Origin of the sequence: Streptomyces paradoxus (genome assembly GCF_014202475.1) — a bacterium.
Taxonomy (GTDB): domain Bacteria; phylum Actinomycetota; class Actinomycetes; order Streptomycetales; family Streptomycetaceae; genus Streptomyces; species Streptomyces paradoxus.
This window is the reverse complement of the sequence record NZ_JACHGV010000014.1, coordinates 49,925-66,350: the sequence shown is the minus strand read 5'-3', so window position 1 is coordinate 66,350 and position 16,426 is coordinate 49,925. Positions and strand designations below refer to the sequence as shown.

The following is a 16,426-nucleotide window of genomic DNA, read 5'->3' as shown; positions in this document are numbered from 1 at the left end:
GCCTTGCGGGGCGGGTCAGTTGGCGGGGAAGGGCAGCAGGGGTGCGCCCTGCAGCTCGTCCACCGCGGCGCGGGCGGCGGCCCGCGGGGTGGCCACCGGGTCGTAATGGCTGACGACGCTGATCCAGCTGCCGTCGGCGTTGCGCATCACGTGCAGCTCCACCCCGTCGATGAACACCGCGTATCCCCCGCCGTGGTGGTGGTGACCGGACCCGGTGGCCGGCCGGCCCTGTATCCGGCGGCCCTTGTAGACCTCGTCGAAGGTCCCGGGGGACCCGTGGTGCCCGGCGGCCGAGGCCGGGGTGACGGCGGACAACGTCCCCGCGCTCGTGGCGAGGACGGCCGCGGCGGTGAGCGCGCTGCGACGGCTGAGTTCCGGCATGCGGACCTCCAGGGTGGGTTCGGCTGATGTCCCCGCATGCCTACCGGCCCGCCCGCTACCGGGAGAAATCCACGCGAGCCGGTTGGCTGCGATCCGGGCAATTCCCCTTATGTCGTGCAAGGTTGAACCAAGATGATCTTGCCTCGACAGGCTGGCGCGGGGGCGCGGAAGGGGAAGTTCCGCCCGTGAGGGGTGCTGTGGCGGATGTTTCTGCCGGTGCGGCCCGCTGTCCGTGGTGCGCGTCACGCCGCGAAACTGGCGCGATTCGGCGGTCCGGTCTGCGACACCCGCGTGCGGCATCCTCATGGCCGTCATGCAGACCGTCGTCGTACCCCTGCTGCCCGACCTGCCCCGGCTCACCGGCGCCTCGGCGGGCACGGTCTCCTGGATGGTGACGGCCACCCTGCTGTCCGGTGCCGTCCTCACACCCGTCCTCGGCCGGGCCGGCGACATGTACGGCAAGCGGCGGGTGCTCATGGCGGCCCTCGGGCTGATGACCGCCGGCTCGGTCCTGTGCGCGCTGACCTCCGACATCGCCGTGCTCATCGCCGCCCGCACCCTGTCCGGAGCGGCCGCCGCGGTCGTACCGCTGTCCATCAGCATCCTGCGGGACGAACTGCCGCCGGAGCGCCGGGGATCGGCCGTGGCGCTGATGAGCTCCACCGTCGGCATCGGCGCCGCACTCGGCCTGCCGCTGGCCGCGGTGATCGTGCAGTACTTCGACTGGCACACCATGTTCCGGGTGACCAGTGCCCTCGGTGCCGCAGGCGTGACCCTGGTCGCGTGGGCGGTGCGCGAGTCGCCGGTGCGCGAGCCCGGCCGCTTCGACGTGCCGGGCACGCTGGGGCTCGCCGCCGGGCTGGTCTGCCTGCTGCTCGGGGTGTCGCAGGGCGGGCAGTGGGGCTGGGGCAGCGGGCGGGTCGTCGGGCTGTTCGCCGCCGCGGTCGCCGTGCTGGCGCTGTGGTCGTGGCAGCAGCTGCGCGCCGAACGGCCGCTGGTGGACCTGCGGTTGGCGGGGCAGCCCCGGGTGGGTCTGTCCCATGTGGCCGCGCTGCTCGCCGGGTTCGCGTTCTACGCCAACACCCTCGTCACCGCCCAGCTGGTGCAGGCGCCCGAGGCCACCGGGTACGGGCTCGGGCTGTCCATCGTCGCCACCGGTCTGTGCCTGCTGCCGAGCGGCATCGTCATGCTGCTGCTGTCGCCCGTCTCCGCCCGGATCTCCGCCGCCCGCGGGCCGCGCGTCACCCTGGCCCTCGGGGCGGCGGTCATCGCGGCCGGGTACGCCGTGCGCATCGCCGACAGCCGCGAGCTGTGGATGATCATCGCGGGGGCCACGGTCGTCGCGATCGGCACCACCCTGGCCTACTCGGCGCTGCCCACCCTCATCCTGCGGGCCGTGCCGGCCGAGCAGACCGCCTCCGCCAACGGCGTCAACGTCCTTTTGCGCACGATCGGCCAGGCCGGCTCCAGTGCCGCCGTGGCCGCCGTCCTGGTGCACCACACCAGCCCGGTCGGCGGTGCCCCGGTGCCCACCCTGCACGGCTATCTGCTGGCGTTCGCGATGGCCGGCGCGGTCGCCCTCGTGGCCGCCGCTGCGGCGCTGTGCATCCCCGGCGACACCGGCCAGGACGTCACCGACGGTCCGGATCAGGCCCGGGTGCGCACCCCGGGCGCGCGCGACGGGGCGTTGGAGGGAGCATGAGTGCCGTGAGCACTCCACCCGTCACGCCCACGCCCGCCCGCCGGGACGCGGAGTCGACCAGGACGGCCATCCTGAAGGCGGCCCGGTACCTGCTGGCCCGACACGCGCACGGCGACATCACCCTCAAGGCCGTCGCCGACCGCGCCGGGGTGAGTCCGCCGCTGATCCTGAAGTACTTCGGCAACAAGGACACGCTGTTCGCCCGGGTCATGTCCTTCGAGTCCGACGCCGAAGCCCTGCTGGCGGCGCCCCTAGACGGCCTCGGCCCGCACATGGTCCGGCACGTCCTGGTCAGCCAGTCCGAGCAGGGCGCCGACCCGCTGCTGCGGATCGTGTTCGCGCCCCTGCACGGCGAGCAGGGCGACACCCTGCGCGCCAACTTCCGCACCCAGGTGACCGACCGCCTCACCGCCCGTCTCGCCGGCCCCGACGCGGGCCTGCGCGCCGAACTCGCCGTCGCCACCCTGCTCGGCCTCGGCGTCATGTACGGCATCGCCCGTGGCAGCGAGCTGAGGGCGAGCACCGTCGACACCCTGGTGGACCGGTACGCCCCCACCGTGCAGGCGTACCTCACCCCCTAGGGACCGAACAGCCGGTCCAGGAAGGCGTTGCCGTACACGCGGTGCGGATCGAGCCGGTCCAGCGCGGCGTTCGCCTCCGCCCACGCGTCCCGGCCGACCGCCGCCGGGACGACGCCGCCCAGCACCTCCTGGTCGCTCCACACGTCGTCGTCCGTGTACGCCCACCCCTTGGACCACTCCACCCGGGTGAGCGCGGACCCGCCGTCGAACGTGCGCAGCAGGAACCGCTCGATCTCGCGCAGGAACGCCTCCGCGTCCGGCGTGCCCGGGAGCGTCAGGACGTCCAGCCACACGGCCGTGTCCCACTCGGGGTGGTCCTCCGGCGGCCGGAGCGCCGACAGCAGCGGCGGACGGGCCCCGGCCAGGCCGGTGTCGGCCGGGTCGTCCAGTCCGGTCACCCGGATCTCCACCGAGCCGTTGACCGGGAAGCTGCCCCAGGCGGCGTACGCCGTCAGCCGCTCCCGGTAGAACGCGGCGAACTCGGAGACGACCCGCTGCACCCGGTCCCGCGCGGTGAGGACCGCGTAGCCGTTGGCGTGCACCTGCAGCGTGGTCGGCTTGAGATACAGCATCGTGTTCTTGGACGGTCCCCAGAGGTCGGCGGACAGCGTCGTCACCAGCCCGAGGGCGGCGGCCTCGTACTGCGCGGCGCCGAGCACCGGCGCGAGGTACCAGGCCGCCTCCGACGTCATCCGGCCGACCAGCTCCGCCACCGGCGTGGGGACGTTGTCGGAGAACGGGTAGTTGTACGGCCGTGTCACCTTCCGCGAGGTCAGCGGCCGGGCGGGGGAGACGCTCCACACCTTCAGCCAGGGGTGCTCGGTGAAGGCGAACCAGATCGCCTCGACCCGCCCCGCCTCGTCCAGGAAGCTCGCGAACGTCCGGCCGCCGCCGGAGCCGGGCGCGGCGAACAGTTCTCCGGCCGGGATGTCCGTGAGGCTCACGCACCGCAGGTTCGTGTTCGCGCCGACGCGCAGCACCACCTCGGTGACCAGGGACCGCCCGAGATGCGTGAGCAGCGCGGCGCCGTCCGCGCCGTCGCGCCGGAACGTGCGCAGCACGTACGCACCGGCCCTGTCGTCCCACACCACGGCCGTGAGGGACAGGATCAGGTTGCTGAGCGAGCCGTAGGTGTGCCCGGGCCGCCGCGGCTCGCCCCGCGCGGGGACGGCCGTGCCGTGGCCGTCGACGGCCAGGACTCCGCCCAGCGTGAGGACGCCGGGAGCGGGTGCCGCGGTGACACCGAGGCCGTGCCCCTCCAGGAAGGTGAGCAGGTCCTCCATGGTCACGCCGGTCCCGGCGCGCACGGCGGTCGGCGATTCCAGGGCGAGGTCCGTGAGGTGGGCCGTGGTGTCGACCAGGAGGACCGGGGCCCCGGAGGGCGTTCCCTCCGTCACCGTCAGCGGCGACCAGCCGTGCGCGGCGCCCCGGGCGCGCACCCGCCACCCGTGCCGCCACGCCCAGTTGACGACGGCGACCACTTGGTCCGGCCCGTCCGGCGCACAGGCCCACAGTCCGTCGGCGGTGATCTCACCGACCCAGTTGCGGTAGGCCGAGCGGTACAGCGCGACGTCCGCCGGGAAGTCCGGCAACTCCGCGGCGGCAGCCGCGGGATCCGCCGGCAGACCGGGCACCGCGGCCAAAGCCGCGGCGCTGAGGAGGAAACCCCGGCGGGTCCAGGGCGAGGCTTCGGACGGGTGGTTGTTGGCTGAACCGGTAGTCACCGGCGCCACGGTAGAGGCCCGTTGACACGTGACGTGTTCCTGTCGCATCGATTCACTCGTGTGAGTGAATCGTGGGGGCTCGACGAGCCGGAGCCGAACGTTCCGCGCGGCGCCGTGACGGGTGACAGACTGACGCCCATGGAAGAGCGCACATTCGACAGGTCGGATCAGCACGCCTCCGTCATCGGTCTGGGCACCTGGCAGCTGGGTGCCGACTGGGGAGACGTCGACGACAAGGAAGCCCTGACGGTACTGGAGACGGCGGCCGAAGCCGGGGTGACCTTCTTCGACACCGCCGACGTGTACGGCGACGGCCGCAGCGAGCAGACCATCGCCGCGTTCCTCAGCGGCCGCCCGGACCTGCACGTCATGGTCGCCACGAAGATGGGCCGCCGGGTCGACCAGATCCCGGCCAACTACGTGCTCGACAACTTCCGCGCCTGGAACGACCGCTCCCGGCGCAACCTCGGCGTCGACCGGATCGACCTGGTGCAGCTGCACTGCCCGCCGACGCCCGTCTACTCCACGGACGAGGTGTTCGACGCCCTCGACACCCTGGTCGAGGAGGAGCGCGTCGCCGCCTACGGCGTCAGCGTCGAGACCTGCGCGGAGGCACTGACCGCGATCGCCCGGCCGAACGTGGCGAGCGTGCAGATCATCCTCAACCCGTTCCGCATGAAGCCCCTGCGCGAGGTGCTCCCGGCCGCCCGTGAGGCGGGCGTCGGCATCATCGCCCGGGTGCCGCTGGCCTCCGGCCTGCTGTCGGGCAAGTACACCCGGGACACCGTCTTCCCGGAGAACGACCACCGCACCTACAACCGGCACGGCGAGGCCTTCGACCAGGGCGAGACCTTCTCCGGCGTCGACTACGCCGCCGGCGTCGAGGCTGCCGCCGAGTTCGCGGCGCTCGCCCCCGAGGGCTACACCCCGGCCCAGCTGGCCCTGCGCTGGATCATCGAGCAGCCCGGTGTGACGACCGTGATCCCCGGCGCGCGCTCACCCGAGCAGGCCCGGGCCAACGCGGCCGCCGCCCGCCTGCCGGGTCTGCCCGGCGAGACGCTCACGGCGATCCGTGACCTGTACGACCGGCGGATCAAGGACCAGGTCGAATCCCGCTGGTGAGGCCGGTTCTCACGGCCCCGCTTCTCACGGCTCCAGGAGCAGCTCCCTCTCCTGCTCCTGGTCGCCGGAGGCGGCCCCGTCGTCGCGTGCCGTGAACGCCCGGGTGAGCGTGTCGCTCGCCCGCCGCACGGCCTCCGGGCTGCCCTGCACGGTGACGGTCACCGGCGCGGACAGCCGCCCGGAACCCTCCCCGCCACCGCCGGCGCGGCCCGCCTCCGGCTCTCCGTCGAAGGTCGCCGTGTGCACCGTCGCGTTCTCGTCGGCGGGAAGCTCGTCCGGCGCCCCGAAGGTGCCCTCCAGGGCGCGGACGACCACTCGCGCGTCGTCGGCGCCTCCGCCGCTGAGCGTCACGGTGAGCTGCGTACCGGACATGCGTCCACGACCTCCTCGGGCTCTGCGTCATTCGCGCCGTCCGTGTAACCGCCCCCTGATCGCTCAAACCGCCGCGGTCCCGGGGACGGCGAGTTGTTACGGGGAACCCGGGAAAGAGGAGGTCTCAGGTCTCACACCAGGAGGAAGCAGTGGCGGACACGGCAGAGGGCGGGGTCATGCGCCGGGGGCGCAACGAGACGGAGGAGGAGAGAGCGGACCGGATGTGGCAGGAGCTCATCCAGGAGGTCCGCGTGGCGCAGATGGGCGTGCAGATCCTGTTCGGCTTTCTGCTCACCGTGGTGTTCACCGAGAAGTACGACGACCTCTCCGGCACCGACCAGACGATCTACCTCGTGACGGTCGTCCTGGGCGCCTGCGCGACCGGGGCGCTCATAGGCCCGGTGTCCCTGCACCGCCTCGTGTCCGGGCGGCGCGTGAAGCCACAGGCGGTGCAGCTGGCCTCGCGGCTCACGCTGCTCGGCCTCGTGCTGCTGCTCGCCACGACGACCTCCTCGCTGCTGCTGATCCTGCGCGTGGCGACGCACAACGGTTTCGTGCCCTACCTGGTCGCCGGGGTGGTCGCCTGGTACCTGCTGTGCTGGTTCGTCCTGCCGCTGTGGACGCGGCACCGCTACACGTCGAGGTGACAGTACGGTGGCCCGCTGCCGGCCGGCAGCGGGCTCCCCTCGAGACGGCTCGCCCTGATTCAGCCCCCGGCGAGCACGCCCGCCAGGAAGTCGTCGACGTGGACCTCCTCGCGGCCCGGCTGCACCACCTCGTACGTCTCGCGCAGGAACGCGGCGAAGCCCGGCGCCCACCCGAACACCACCGCGTGGTGCCGTCCTCCGTCGGCGCGGGCGTCGCCGAGGAACTCCATGCGCAGCTCCTGCCACATGCCCCGCGCCTGGGGACGCATCCGCACGTCGCCCACCCCCACCGGGCGCCGCAGCGCCTCGGCGAGCATCTCCCGGTCCAACTGCCACCGGGCGAGAACGCGGCCGTCATGGCTGAAGACCACGGTGACGGCGAACGGGTCCGCGGCGTCGTAGCTCAGGTGGGCGAGCACGGAGAAACGTTCCGTGTCGCCCGCCTGGAGCTGCACCACCAGGGTCTTGTGGACGAACGAGTTCACGAGGGGGCCTCCGGGAAGAACCGACGTAGAGCCCTCTAGTACCCCCGATCCCGCCGGAATGCTCAGCCGACCGGGTGATTCCCGCGGGCACCGCGCAGCGACTCGATGCAGACGGAGACGGCCCGCTGGAGCTCCTCCAGGCGCTGCACCATGTCGTCCTCGTAGAACTCCCCGGCGTCGTCGAAGGTCAGCTCCTCGAACACCTTGGTCGCCTTCTGCAGGCTGCTGTAGAACTTCGTGCGCCGCTCCTGCACCCGCAGCCCCGGGTCGGCCTCCACGACCTCGACGACGAGGGACTTCATCGTGTCGTACGCCTCGGCGGCCCACTCGCCGGCGTCCTCGCCCTCGTCCAGCTCGTCGATGAGCGACAGATGCCGCTCGGCCTCCTGGCGCAGGTCCGCGGGCGCGTCGACGGTCTGCCCGGCGGGCGTCCTGATCTGCCCCGACTCGGCGATCTGGCGCACGTAGCCGATCCGGTCGGCCGCCCGGCTCTCCCCGGCGACGGCCTTCTTCAGCTCGTCGGTGCGCACGACGTCACGGGCCAGCTCCGACTGGAGTTCCGGGTCCTCCCGGACCCGGTCCAGCAGGGCCTGGCGGGCCGCGCGGGCGGTGGAGGGGTCGGCGAGGATCGCGGCGCGCAGGGCGGTGGGGTTCTCCGCGACCTCCAGGGCCTTCGTGGGCCGGATGCCCTCCGCCTCGGCGGCCTCGGTGATGGCGGTGCCGCGCTCGGAGGTCGCGCTGTTGCGGGAGACGTAGTAGCTCAGCCACACGCCGGAGTCCGGCAGTTCGACTTCCTGACCCGGCGCCAGCGCTTCGAAGTGCGGGACCATCCCGTCGTCGGCCGCCCGGTCCCAGGCCTTGTAGTAGCGCATGACCCGCTCCGGGGAACAGCCGGCGAGTTCCGCGAACTCCTTGGCGGACACCTTGGGCGTCTCGTCCGCGTCCTGCCCGCCGGGCCGCACACTGCGCGCCACCCTCAGCCCGAAGGCCCATCCGCCGGTCCGGGCGTAGGCCCCGAACTCCCGCGCGTCCCGCGCGACGTGGTCGGAGACGGGCGCCGGGGCGGCGGGGGACGTCTCGGGCGGGGTGATGGCAACGGTCACGGACGACTCTCCTGAGGCGGGGCGGACGGGACGGCACGAAGTGCGCACGGAAGCCTAGCGGCACCCGCTGACCTCGATGTTCACGTCCGAGAGGCGGCCCGTCCGAAAACCGTTGTCCCCACCGGCCGCGCGTGCGCGACCATGCTCGGCATGGTGCGACAGGAGACGCACGTCACACTGCGCCGCTGTACGGAGTACCACGTGCCCACGACGGAGGAGGCCCAGCGGGTGAGCGCCATCGTGAAGAAGAGCCCCCCGGGGCGGAGGGCTCAGTCCGTGGAAGAGGCCGTCGAGGCGCTGGCCGAAAGCTTCAGCCGAACGCGTCGCGCAGCGCCGGCAGGAGCGTCTTCTCCGACCAGTCCAGATACGCCGGCTGCGATTCGCCCCCGATCTGGACGAGGGCGACCTCGGTGAACCCGGCCTCGGCGTACGGGCGGACGGCCTCGACGAACGCGTCCGGGTCGTCACCGCACGGGATGGCGTCGGCGACGTCGTCCTGCGTGACGAACTGGGTCGCCGCCTCGAAGGAATCCGGGTGCGGCAGCTCGGAGTTGACCTTCCAGCCGCTGCCGAACCAGCGGAACTGGGAGTGCGCCCGCTTGACGGCCGTGTCCCGGTCGGGGTCGTAGCAGACCGGCAGCTGGCCGACGCGGGGCTTGCCCTGGCCGCCGTACCGGTCGAAGGCCTCCAGCAGCCCGGCCTTGGGCTCCGTGGCGATCACCAGGTCCCCGAGCCGGCCCGCGAGTTCGCACGACCGCTCACCGGAGACGGCGACCCCGATCGGCGGCGCCTCGTCCGGCAGGTCCCACAGCCGGGCCGACTCCACGTCGAAGTGCGTCCCGCGGTGGTTGACGTGCCCGCCCTTGAACAGGGCGCGGATGATCTCCACGGCCTCCTCGAACATCTCGTGCCTCACGTCGACGGAGGGCCAGCCGCCGCCCACCACGTGCTCGTTGAGGTTCTCGCCCGAGCCCAGTCCCAGCCGGAACCGGCCCTCGGACAGCAACTGCAGCGTCGCCGCCTTCTGCGCCACCACCGCGGGGTGGTAGCGGAACGTCGGGCACGTCACGTACGTCATCAGCGGGATGCGGGACGTGGCCTGGGCGGCCGCGCCCAGCACGGCCCACGCGTACGGCGAATGACCCTGCGAGCGCAGCCACGGGAAGTAGTGGTCGGAGGTCACCGAGAAGTCGAAGCCGGCCTCCTCGGCCCGGACCACATGGTCGACGAGGTCACGGGGGCCGGCCTGCTCGGTCATCATCGTGTATCCGATTTGCACCATAACCGGCGAGTCCCCTGACAGCGGGCCCGGAAACGGCTCGATCAAGGTCGCCGACGGGTGCAGGATGCATCCATGAGCGCTTCCGCCCTGCCGTCCTCCGGCCCCGCCGCACAAGGGGTCGACGCCGCCGGAGTCCACGCATTCCTCGACGCCCTCGAAGCCGCCCCCGAGATCGAGCCGCACAGCCTGATGATCATGCGCCACGGGCGCATGGTCGCCTCCGGCTGGTGGGCGCCGTACACCGCCGAACGGCCCCATCTGCTGTACTCGCTCAGCAAGAGCTTCACCGGCACCGCGGCCGCCCTGGCGGAGGCCGAGGGGCTGCTCGACTTCGACGCGCCGGTGATCTCGTACTTCCCGGAGTTCGAGGCCGACATCACCGACCCGCGCAGCCGGGCCATGCTCGTACGGCACGTGGCGTCCATGGCGAGCGGCCACCGGCGGGAGACCGTCGACGAGGCCTTCGCGCGGGACCCCGCCGAGCCGGTCCGGGGCTTCCTGCTGCTGCCGCCCGACCAGGATCCCGGCACCGTCTTCGCCTACAACCAGCCCACGACGTACACCCTCGCCGCGATCGTCCAGCGCGTGACCGGCCAGTCGCTCAGCGCCTATCTGCGGCCCCGGCTGCTGGACCCGCTGGGGATCGGCGAGGTGGCCTGGCGGTGCGACCGCACCGGCCGCGAACTCGGCTTCAGCGGTCTGCACGCCACCACCGACGCCGTGGCCCGCCTGGGCCAGTTGTATCTGCGCGACGGGCTCTGGGAGGGCGAACGGCTGCTGCCGCGGGGATGGGCGGCCCGTGCCTCGCGACCCCGGATACCCACCGCCGGGGCCATGGGAGACGTGGACCGGCAGGACTGGGACCAGGGTTACGGCTACCAGTTCTGGACGTCCCGGCACGGCTACCGGGGCGACGGCGCGTACGGCCAGTTCTGCCTGGTGCTGCCGGAGCAGGACGTGGTGATCGCGTCGACCGCGGCGACCGAGCGGATGCAGCAGTACCTGAACCTCGTCTGGGAACATCTGCTGCCCGCTTTCGGCCCCGGGCCGCTGACCGGACGTGAGGCCGCCGACGCGGAGCTGGCCGAGCGCCTCGGCCGGCTCGCCCTGCCGCCCGCCCCCGGCCGCTCCGCGCCCCCGGACCGGGACCGGGACTGGGCCACCGCCACGTTCGCGCCCCTGGCGGGGTCGGGGCCGGTCCGGTCCGCCGGGCTCACCCGGGACGGGGACGGCTGGACGCTCACACTCACCGGACAAGGGGACCGGCCGGACCGGCCGGACCGGCTCGGCCTGCGCCTCGCACCGGAGGGCTGGACGGTCGCCGAGGAACCCGTCCCGACCGCGGTGAGCGGCGGCTGGACCGACGCCGGCACGCTGGCCGTCGAGGTGGTGTTCCTGGAGACCCCGCACCGTCTGGCGCTGACCTGCTCCCTGGCGGACGGGACGCTCACCGCGCACTGGCTCACCGAGCCGCTGCACGGCGACCGGCTCACCGGTCTGCGCGCCCCGCGCGGCTCAGTCTGACTCCACCCGGAAGGTCTTGAAGAACGTGCGCAGGGCCTGCTGGTTGGCGGCGTCGTCCCAGTCGGCGTCCGGGGTCGTCCAGCGCAGCGAGAAACTCCGGCCGCCGCCCAGCAGGATGCCCCGGCCGAGAGTGTGCACCCGGGTGCCGTCGATGTCTGCCGTCCACTCCATGTCGGCGGCCTTGCGGCCCAGGTACGTCGTCGCGCGGATCGCCCCGATCCGGTCGTAGTCGTCGGCCTGCTTGAGGTTGGGCTCGACGTCGTCCCGCCACACGGCCACGGGGTCGGGTCCCGCCTGCTCGCTGTAGGTGACGGCCAGCGTCCGGCCGTCCCCCTCGCCGCCGAAGACGACCCGGTACGCATCGCCGTCACGGTCGGTGTCCAGCCGCTTGAAACCTTCGGGGAGCGCGACGGAGAAGCCCTCCGGCGCCCGGTAGCGCTGGAAGCCGGGCGGCAGGGCCGTGGCCGGGGCGGACGGCGTGGGCGTGGGAGTGGAGGACGGGGACGACGGAGTGGGGGTGGGGGAGGGGGACGGGGGCGGGCTGGGCGGTCCGGAAGGATCGGGACCGTCGCCGCCGGTGCTCTCGCCCGGCGTGGCGGCGGAGGCCGGCGGCCGGGCCGGCGATTCGGCCGCGTCGCTGCCGCCGTCCGTGCCGGGCAGCCCCTGGGTCGCGGCGAGCACGGCGACCGCGACGGTGACGACCGCCAGGGCCGTCCCCGCCACCATGGTCCGTCTGCTCCACGCCGGGCTCCCCGGGCGCAGCGCGGCGTAGGCGCCGCGCAGCCGCGGGACCGGCGCCGAGGCCAGGGCCGCCTCGGGGTCCTCGCTGAGCGCGCGGGTCAGTGCCTCATGCACCACCGGGCGGGTCAGCCGCTCCCGTGAGTCCTTGCGGAGCAGTCCCTGCACGGCCTGCGTGAGCGGTCCGGCGCGCACCGGCGTGCGCAGCGGCAGCCGGTCCACGCCCTTCAGCGTGTTCTCCGGACGCCCCCGGTCCCGGAACGGCGGGCGCCCCTCGACCATCGTGTACAGGATCGCGCCCAGCGCCCACAGATCGGCCGCGGGACCGATGCGCTGGTCACGGGCCTGCTCCGGGGACGCGTACGCCGGTGCCGTCAGACGGGGCGCGAGCGTCGCGCCGGCCAGGCCGAAGCCGGTGACGACGACCGAGTGGTCCTCGCGCACGAACACCTGGCCCGGGCTGAGCTCGCCGTGTGTGATGCCCTGGGCGTGCGCGGCGTCCAGCACGTCGAGCAGCTCCAGGCCGATACGCGCCGCCCGCACGTAGTTGAACGTGCCCTGTTCCGAGAGGAGTTCGCCGAGCGGAGTGCCGTCGATCCACTCGTTGACGGTCCACAGGGCGCCGGCCTCCTCCACGGCGTCGACGACCGTGGCGATCCGGCCGGGGCACAGCAGCGCCATGTTCTCGGTCGTGCGCAGCAGGCGGGCGGCGGCCCGGCGCTCGGACCCGCGCGGGTCCTCCGGAAGCCCGACCTGGGTCACGAGGCACGGGCGGGAGAACTCGCCGTTCCCGGTGTCCTCGGCGTACCAGCAGATGCGGTTGGTCTCCCGCTGGATGATCTCGAGCAGCCGGTACCGGCCGGCGACCAACTGGTGTGTGGAGACGTGCGCCCTGCCCATGGCCATCCCTCGCTGGAAACCTGGCTCTCACCTTTTCCAGAGGTACGGGGGGTGAGCCCGCCCGCGTTCAATCCGATCGCAACTCCGTGTTCATTCTTGTCTTTTGTTCAAGAGATGGGGTCAAGTGTGCGAGGGAAAACGGTCTTTCGCGCGCTCTGGTGCGGTTCACCTCGGCTGCCCGGGGCTGCCACGGGCGCGAGGAATTCGCCCGCGGCAGGCCTGGATTAGTAAATTACGGCCCGGCCTGGAGGTAACCGTCGGTAAATGCGGACGTGTACAACGTCTGAACTCGGAGCCCTCCGATGAATTCCGCGACGGATTCCCCGACAGCGGCCGGAGCGTCAGCGCAGACCGAAGCGGCGTGACCAGTCGAACAGGTCGCCCGTCGTCACGTTGCCCCCGCACACCACCAGGCCGAGCCGGGCACCGTCGCCGACCCGCTCCAGGACCTGCCGGGCGGCGGGAAGCAGGCAGCCGGCCGCCGGTTCGGCCCACACCTTGGCGTGGTCGGCCAGGTCGAGGGAGCCCTGCACGGCCTCCCGGTCCGGGACCACGAGAACCTCCGTGACCAGGGCCGAGACATGGTCGTAGGTCAGCTGCGACACGGACGGGGCGCTGAGGGTGGAGACGATCGACGACAGGGCGACCGGCAGCGGGCCGCCCGCGGCCAGCGCCTCGGACATGGCCTGCGCGCCCTCGGTCTCCACGCCCCACACCCGCACCCCCGGCCGGCAGGCCCGCAGCGCGGCGGCGACACCGGCGATCAGGCCGCCGCCCCCGATGCTCACGAGGACGTCCGTGAGCTCACCGGCGTCGGCGGCGAACTCCAGCCCGACCGTGCCCTGCCCGGCGATCACCACCGGGTCGTCGAAGGGGTGGACCAGGGTCAGCCCCTCCTGCTGGAGCCGTGTCATGAGCGCGAACGCGCCGTCCATGTCGTCGGTCAGCCGCACCGACGCCCCGGCCGCCTCCGCGATCTCCACGGCGCGGGCGGGTGCCGAACGCGGCATCACCACCGTGGCCTTCACATCGAGGGCCGCGGCCATGACCGCCAGGGCGATCCCGTGGTTGCCGCCGCTGACCGCCACCACCCCGGCGGCCCGTTCGGCTTCGCCCAGCGACAGCAGCTTCGCCGTCGCCCCGCGCGCCTTGAAGGAGCCGGTGCGCTGCAGCAGTTCCAGCTTGGCGGTCACCGATGCGCCGAGCAGCTCAGACAGTCCCGGGCTGTCCACCGTCGGGGTGCGCACCACGTGCCCGGCGATCCGCCCGGCCACCGCCTCGATCTCCGAGATGCCGATCATGGCAGCCATCCTTCCGGCGCGGGGTCGAGGAACGCGCCGTGTCGAACCCTGACGCGCGGAAGGGGGCGAGGTCAAAAGCGGTGCGAGCGGTGGAGCGCGGGCCGGCGGATCCGGCAGGGCGGATCGGTGGCCGTGGGGGAAGTCCCCGCTGTCACGGGGGCCCATCGCACGAACCGCCCCAGCCTGACCCGCAGGCCGTTTCACATCGGCTCAGGACCGCCTTGCCCGACCCGCAGGCCATCTCGCGTTCACTCACGTGTCGCCTCCGGTGCCTGCCCCGCGCTGTCGGCCTCGCCGGAGCACCCCCGCCCGCCCGGAGGGCGGTCCGTTCGCGCCGGTCAGGTGTCGCGCCGTACCAGGTAGGCGAGCAGCGACCGCAGGTCGCCGGTGGCGTGCGCGGCCAACGGCGCCCCGGCGAGCGCCGCCTCGACGGTGCCGATGTGCCGCCGGGCCTCCGCCAGCGCCGCCGAGCGGCCGCCCGCCTCCTCGATCAGCGCCGCCGTCTCCGGCGCGTCACCCGTCTCCAGAAGCGCGGCGACACGGCCACCCAGCGGGGAGCCGAGTGCCACCAGCACCGGGAACGTCTTCTTCCGCTCCCGCAGATCGCCGTGGACCGGTTTACCGGTGACACCGGGATCGCCCCAGATCCCCAGCACGTCGTCGACGATCTGGAACGCGACTCCGAGGTGCCGGCCCGCCCGGTCGAGCGCGGCGGCCGTCTCGGGGCCGGCACCCCCGAGCACGGCACCCAGCGCTGCCGCGCAGCCCAGCAGCGCACCCGTCTTGCGTTCCGCGAGCGCCCGGTACTCGTCCGGCCTCACCCGCTCCGGCCCCGTCCACGGGCGGTCGGCGAACAGCAGGTCGTCCGCCTGCCCGCGCACCAGGTCACCCAGCGCCACGGACAGAGTCCGTACGGCTCCCGCGCCTCCCGGCTGCGCGGCGAGGGTCTCGACGGCCAAGGCGAACAGCGCGTCGCCCGCGAGCACCGCGGGCCCCGTGCCGTAGGCCTTCCACACGGTCGGGCGGCCCCGCCGGTCCGCGTCGCCGTCCATGATGTCGTCGTGCAACAGGGAGAAGGTGTGCACCAGTTCCACCGCGACGGCCGCAGCCACCCCGGCCCGCCCCGGAGCACCCGCCGCCTCCGCCCCGAGCACCGCGAGCGCCTGCCGTACGCCCTTGCCGCCGGAGGCGACGGCCGGCGCACCGCCGACCTCGCACCAGCCGAAGGAGTACGCGGCCATCTCGCCGACCCACGGGTGCAGCCGCCCGACGGCTTCCTCCAGGGCCGGCCGGACCAGGGCGCGGCAGCGGTCGAGGACCCGGAGGGCGCCGTCCGCGCCGGTCGCCGGATCGCGCCGCGCGGCCGGTGGCGCTGCCGTCGCGGTGCCCCGACGGGCCGCCTCCAGTGTCGTCGGCAGCGCCGTCACCGTGCCGCCTCCGTCGCCCGCCCGGCGGCCGGTATGCCGAGTTCCTCGTGGGCCCGGGCCACCATCCGCCGGGCGTGCTGCAGGCCGATGCGCTCCAGCAGGCCGGCCAGATCGGCCAGCTCGGCCGCCGTCTCGTCGGGGTCGCGGCCCAGGCGGGCCAGGGACTTGGCGAGCCCCAGCCGCGACAGTGCCTCCCCGCGCGGCTCGCTCATCTCGCGGAACTCCTCCAGAGCCTGCTCGTACATCTCGCGCGCCTGCGCGTAACGCCCCGCGCGGTACAGGACGTTGCCGCGCATCTTGTGGTTGTAGGCCAGCGCGCTGGACAGCCGCATCGCGCGGCACGTCGTCTCCGCCTCGCTCAGCAGCTCCAGGGCCCGCTCGGTGTCGCCGTCGCGCACCGACACCACATCGGCCAGCCCGCGCAGCGCCCAGGCGTGGCCGCGCCGGTCGTCGGCACGAGCGGCGATCTCGGCGGCCTCCTCGAACAGCGCGTACGCCGTGTCGTAGCGGCCGGTGTTGCGGTGCATCTGCGCGATGCCCTCCAGCGCCCACACCGTGTGCCGCGCCTCCCCGCGCCGCCGGGCCTCGGCGAGCAACTGCTCGTGCAGCCGCCCGACGGCCTCGTAGTCGCCCTGGATGCGGCCGGTCTCGGCCAGGCCGGCCAGCGAGTAGCCGCGGACGACGATGTCCCCGCCCTGTTCGCCCAGGTCGGCGGCGAGCTGGAGCAGCCTGCGGGCCAGCGGGAGCGCGCCGCGCTGCCGGGCCAGCGTGCCGCCGCTCCACAGGGCCCAGGCCATTGCCCCGACGTCCCCGGCCTGCCGGGCCGCGCGGTAGCTCGCCTTCCACGCACGGTCCGCGTCCTCGACCCGGCCCAGCCGGCGGTGCGCCTCGGCCACCGCGAGCCCGGAACGCGCCGCCTCGCCGGGCTGTCCGGCGCGCTCGGCCGCTCTCAACTGCTCGGTACCGGCGGCCAGGACGTCGGTCAGTGAGGAGTTGACGGACAGAGTGGTGAGCGCGCCCTGGTACTCCGGGGCGAATGCCTTGCCGTACATCGAAGCCTTTCGGTCCATATACGCCCCATGTATACACAGTGCGTATACATGACGTGTATAGAAGGGTGGAAACCTGCCCTGGCCA

15 protein-coding genes are annotated in these 16,426 nt (G+C 73.3%); 5 read left to right on the top strand and 10 right to left on the bottom strand.

Annotated elements, in window-relative coordinates; translation table 11 throughout:
- Nucleotides 1-15 precede the first annotated feature (15 nt).
- Nucleotides 16-381, bottom strand: a complete 366-nt coding sequence (gene melC1, locus HNR57_RS33470; protein ID WP_184566143.1) for an apotyrosinase chaperone MelC1 — start codon at nucleotides 379-381, stop codon at nucleotides 16-18.
- Nucleotides 382-685: 304 nt separating this feature from the next.
- On the opposite strand from melC1, the gene HNR57_RS33465 reads away from it, so the two are divergent.
- Nucleotides 686-2,083, top strand: coding sequence for an MFS transporter (locus HNR57_RS33465; protein ID WP_184566141.1), 1,398 nt, complete (start codon nucleotides 686-688; stop codon nucleotides 2,081-2,083).
- Nucleotides 2,080-2,664 carry a TetR/AcrR family transcriptional regulator gene (locus tag HNR57_RS33460; RefSeq protein WP_184566139.1) on the top strand — a complete coding sequence of 195 codons (585 nt, stop codon included), beginning with the start codon at nucleotides 2,080-2,082 and terminating at the stop codon, nucleotides 2,662-2,664. Before HNR57_RS33465 ends, HNR57_RS33460 begins: the two co-directional genes overlap by 4 nt.
- Here HNR57_RS33460 and HNR57_RS33455 read toward each other — a convergent pair.
- Nucleotides 2,661-4,388: a cholesterol oxidase substrate-binding domain-containing protein gene (locus HNR57_RS33455; RefSeq protein ID WP_313675479.1), complete on the bottom strand. Its 1,728-nt coding sequence runs from the start codon at nucleotides 4,386-4,388 to the stop codon at nucleotides 2,661-2,663. The genes HNR57_RS33460 and HNR57_RS33455 overlap by 4 nt on opposite strands.
- Nucleotides 4,389-4,526: 138 nt before the next feature.
- Here HNR57_RS33455 and HNR57_RS33450 point away from each other — a divergent pair, with 138 nt between their 5' ends.
- Nucleotides 4,527-5,510 carry an aldo/keto reductase gene (locus HNR57_RS33450; protein WP_184566135.1) on the top strand — a complete coding sequence of 328 codons (984 nt, stop codon included), beginning with the start codon at nucleotides 4,527-4,529 and terminating at the stop codon, nucleotides 5,508-5,510.
- A 24-nt stretch (nucleotides 5,511-5,534) separates the two neighbouring features.
- Here the strand turns inward: HNR57_RS33450 and HNR57_RS33445 are convergent, their stop codons facing one another.
- The gene (locus HNR57_RS33445) at nucleotides 5,535-5,882 is read right to left on the bottom strand and encodes a hypothetical protein (RefSeq protein WP_184566133.1); all 348 of its coding nucleotides are present in this window, start codon (nucleotides 5,880-5,882) and stop codon (nucleotides 5,535-5,537) included.
- 176 nt (nucleotides 5,883-6,058) lie between these two features.
- Between HNR57_RS33445 and HNR57_RS33440 the strand changes: the two genes are divergently transcribed.
- Nucleotides 6,059-6,529 (top strand): DUF6328 family protein, encoded by a 471-nt coding sequence (locus HNR57_RS33440; RefSeq protein WP_221343367.1) that lies wholly within the window; start codon nucleotides 6,059-6,061, stop codon nucleotides 6,527-6,529.
- Between the two features lie 59 nt (nucleotides 6,530-6,588).
- Here the strand turns inward: HNR57_RS33440 and HNR57_RS33435 are convergent, their stop codons facing one another.
- The 3 genes from HNR57_RS33435 to HNR57_RS33425 all read right to left on the bottom strand — a co-directional run bounded on the left by HNR57_RS33435 (nucleotide 6,589) and on the right by HNR57_RS33425 (nucleotide 9,399).
- Complete coding sequence (locus HNR57_RS33435) at nucleotides 6,589-7,014, bottom strand: SsgA family sporulation/cell division regulator (protein ID WP_184566129.1); 426 nt, start codon at nucleotides 7,012-7,014, stop codon at nucleotides 6,589-6,591.
- A 62-nt stretch (nucleotides 7,015-7,076) separates the two neighbouring features.
- Nucleotides 7,077-8,117, bottom strand: a complete 1,041-nt coding sequence (locus tag HNR57_RS33430; RefSeq protein WP_184566127.1) for a hypothetical protein — start codon at nucleotides 8,115-8,117, stop codon at nucleotides 7,077-7,079.
- Between the two features lie 310 nt (nucleotides 8,118-8,427).
- A complete protein-coding gene (locus HNR57_RS33425; RefSeq protein WP_184566125.1) occupies nucleotides 8,428-9,399 on the bottom strand; it encodes an LLM class F420-dependent oxidoreductase in 972 nt (323 codons plus the stop codon).
- Between the two features lie 72 nt (nucleotides 9,400-9,471).
- Here HNR57_RS33425 and HNR57_RS33420 point away from each other — a divergent pair, with 72 nt between their 5' ends.
- A complete protein-coding gene (locus HNR57_RS33420) occupies nucleotides 9,472-10,923 on the top strand; it encodes a serine hydrolase domain-containing protein (RefSeq protein ID WP_184566123.1) in 1,452 nt (483 codons plus the stop codon).
- On the opposite strand, the gene HNR57_RS33415 is transcribed toward HNR57_RS33420, so the two are convergent.
- The 4 genes from HNR57_RS33415 to HNR57_RS33400 all read right to left on the bottom strand — a co-directional run bounded on the left by HNR57_RS33415 (nucleotide 10,915) and on the right by HNR57_RS33400 (nucleotide 16,341).
- Nucleotides 10,915-12,561, bottom strand: coding sequence for a serine/threonine-protein kinase (locus HNR57_RS33415; protein WP_184566121.1), 1,647 nt, complete (start codon nucleotides 12,559-12,561; stop codon nucleotides 10,915-10,917). The genes HNR57_RS33420 and HNR57_RS33415 overlap by 9 nt on opposite strands.
- Nucleotides 12,562-12,902: 341 nt before the next feature.
- Nucleotides 12,903-13,862, bottom strand: a complete 960-nt coding sequence (locus HNR57_RS33410) for a threonine/serine dehydratase family protein (protein WP_184566119.1) — start codon at nucleotides 13,860-13,862, stop codon at nucleotides 12,903-12,905.
- Nucleotides 13,863-14,200: 338 nt separating this feature from the next.
- A complete protein-coding gene (locus HNR57_RS33405) occupies nucleotides 14,201-15,289 on the bottom strand; it encodes a polyprenyl synthetase family protein (protein ID WP_313675473.1) in 1,089 nt (362 codons plus the stop codon).
- Nucleotides 15,286-16,341 carry a tetratricopeptide repeat protein gene (locus HNR57_RS33400; RefSeq protein WP_184566323.1) on the bottom strand — a complete coding sequence of 352 codons (1,056 nt, stop codon included), beginning with the start codon at nucleotides 16,339-16,341 and terminating at the stop codon, nucleotides 15,286-15,288. Before HNR57_RS33400 ends, HNR57_RS33405 begins: the two co-directional genes overlap by 4 nt.
- Nucleotides 16,342-16,426: the final 85 nt, after the last annotated feature.

Coding starts and splice junctions, on each gene's coding strand:
- melC1 (WP_184566143.1), bottom strand. CDS start 381: ATGCCGGAACTCAGCCGTCGCAGCGCGCTCACCGCCGCGGCCGTCCTC.
- HNR57_RS33465 (WP_184566141.1), top strand. CDS start 686: ATGGCCGTCATGCAGACCGTCGTCGTACCCCTGCTGCCCGACCTGCCC.
- HNR57_RS33460 (WP_184566139.1), top strand. CDS start 2,080: ATGAGTGCCGTGAGCACTCCACCCGTCACGCCCACGCCCGCCCGCCGG.
- HNR57_RS33450 (WP_184566135.1), top strand. CDS start 4,527: ATGGAAGAGCGCACATTCGACAGGTCGGATCAGCACGCCTCCGTCATC.
- HNR57_RS33445 (WP_184566133.1), bottom strand. CDS start 5,882: ATGTCCGGTACGCAGCTCACCGTGACGCTCAGCGGCGGAGGCGCCGAC.
- HNR57_RS33440 (WP_221343367.1), top strand. CDS start 6,059: ATGCGCCGGGGGCGCAACGAGACGGAGGAGGAGAGAGCGGACCGGATG.
- HNR57_RS33425 (WP_184566125.1), bottom strand. CDS start 9,399: ATGGTGCAAATCGGATACACGATGATGACCGAGCAGGCCGGCCCCCGT.
- HNR57_RS33420 (WP_184566123.1), top strand. CDS start 9,472: ATGAGCGCTTCCGCCCTGCCGTCCTCCGGCCCCGCCGCACAAGGGGTC.
- HNR57_RS33415 (WP_184566121.1), bottom strand. CDS start 12,561: ATGGGCAGGGCGCACGTCTCCACACACCAGTTGGTCGCCGGCCGGTAC.
- HNR57_RS33410 (WP_184566119.1), bottom strand. CDS start 13,862: ATGATCGGCATCTCGGAGATCGAGGCGGTGGCCGGGCGGATCGCCGGG.
- HNR57_RS33400 (WP_184566323.1), bottom strand. CDS start 16,341: ATGTACGGCAAGGCATTCGCCCCGGAGTACCAGGGCGCGCTCACCACT.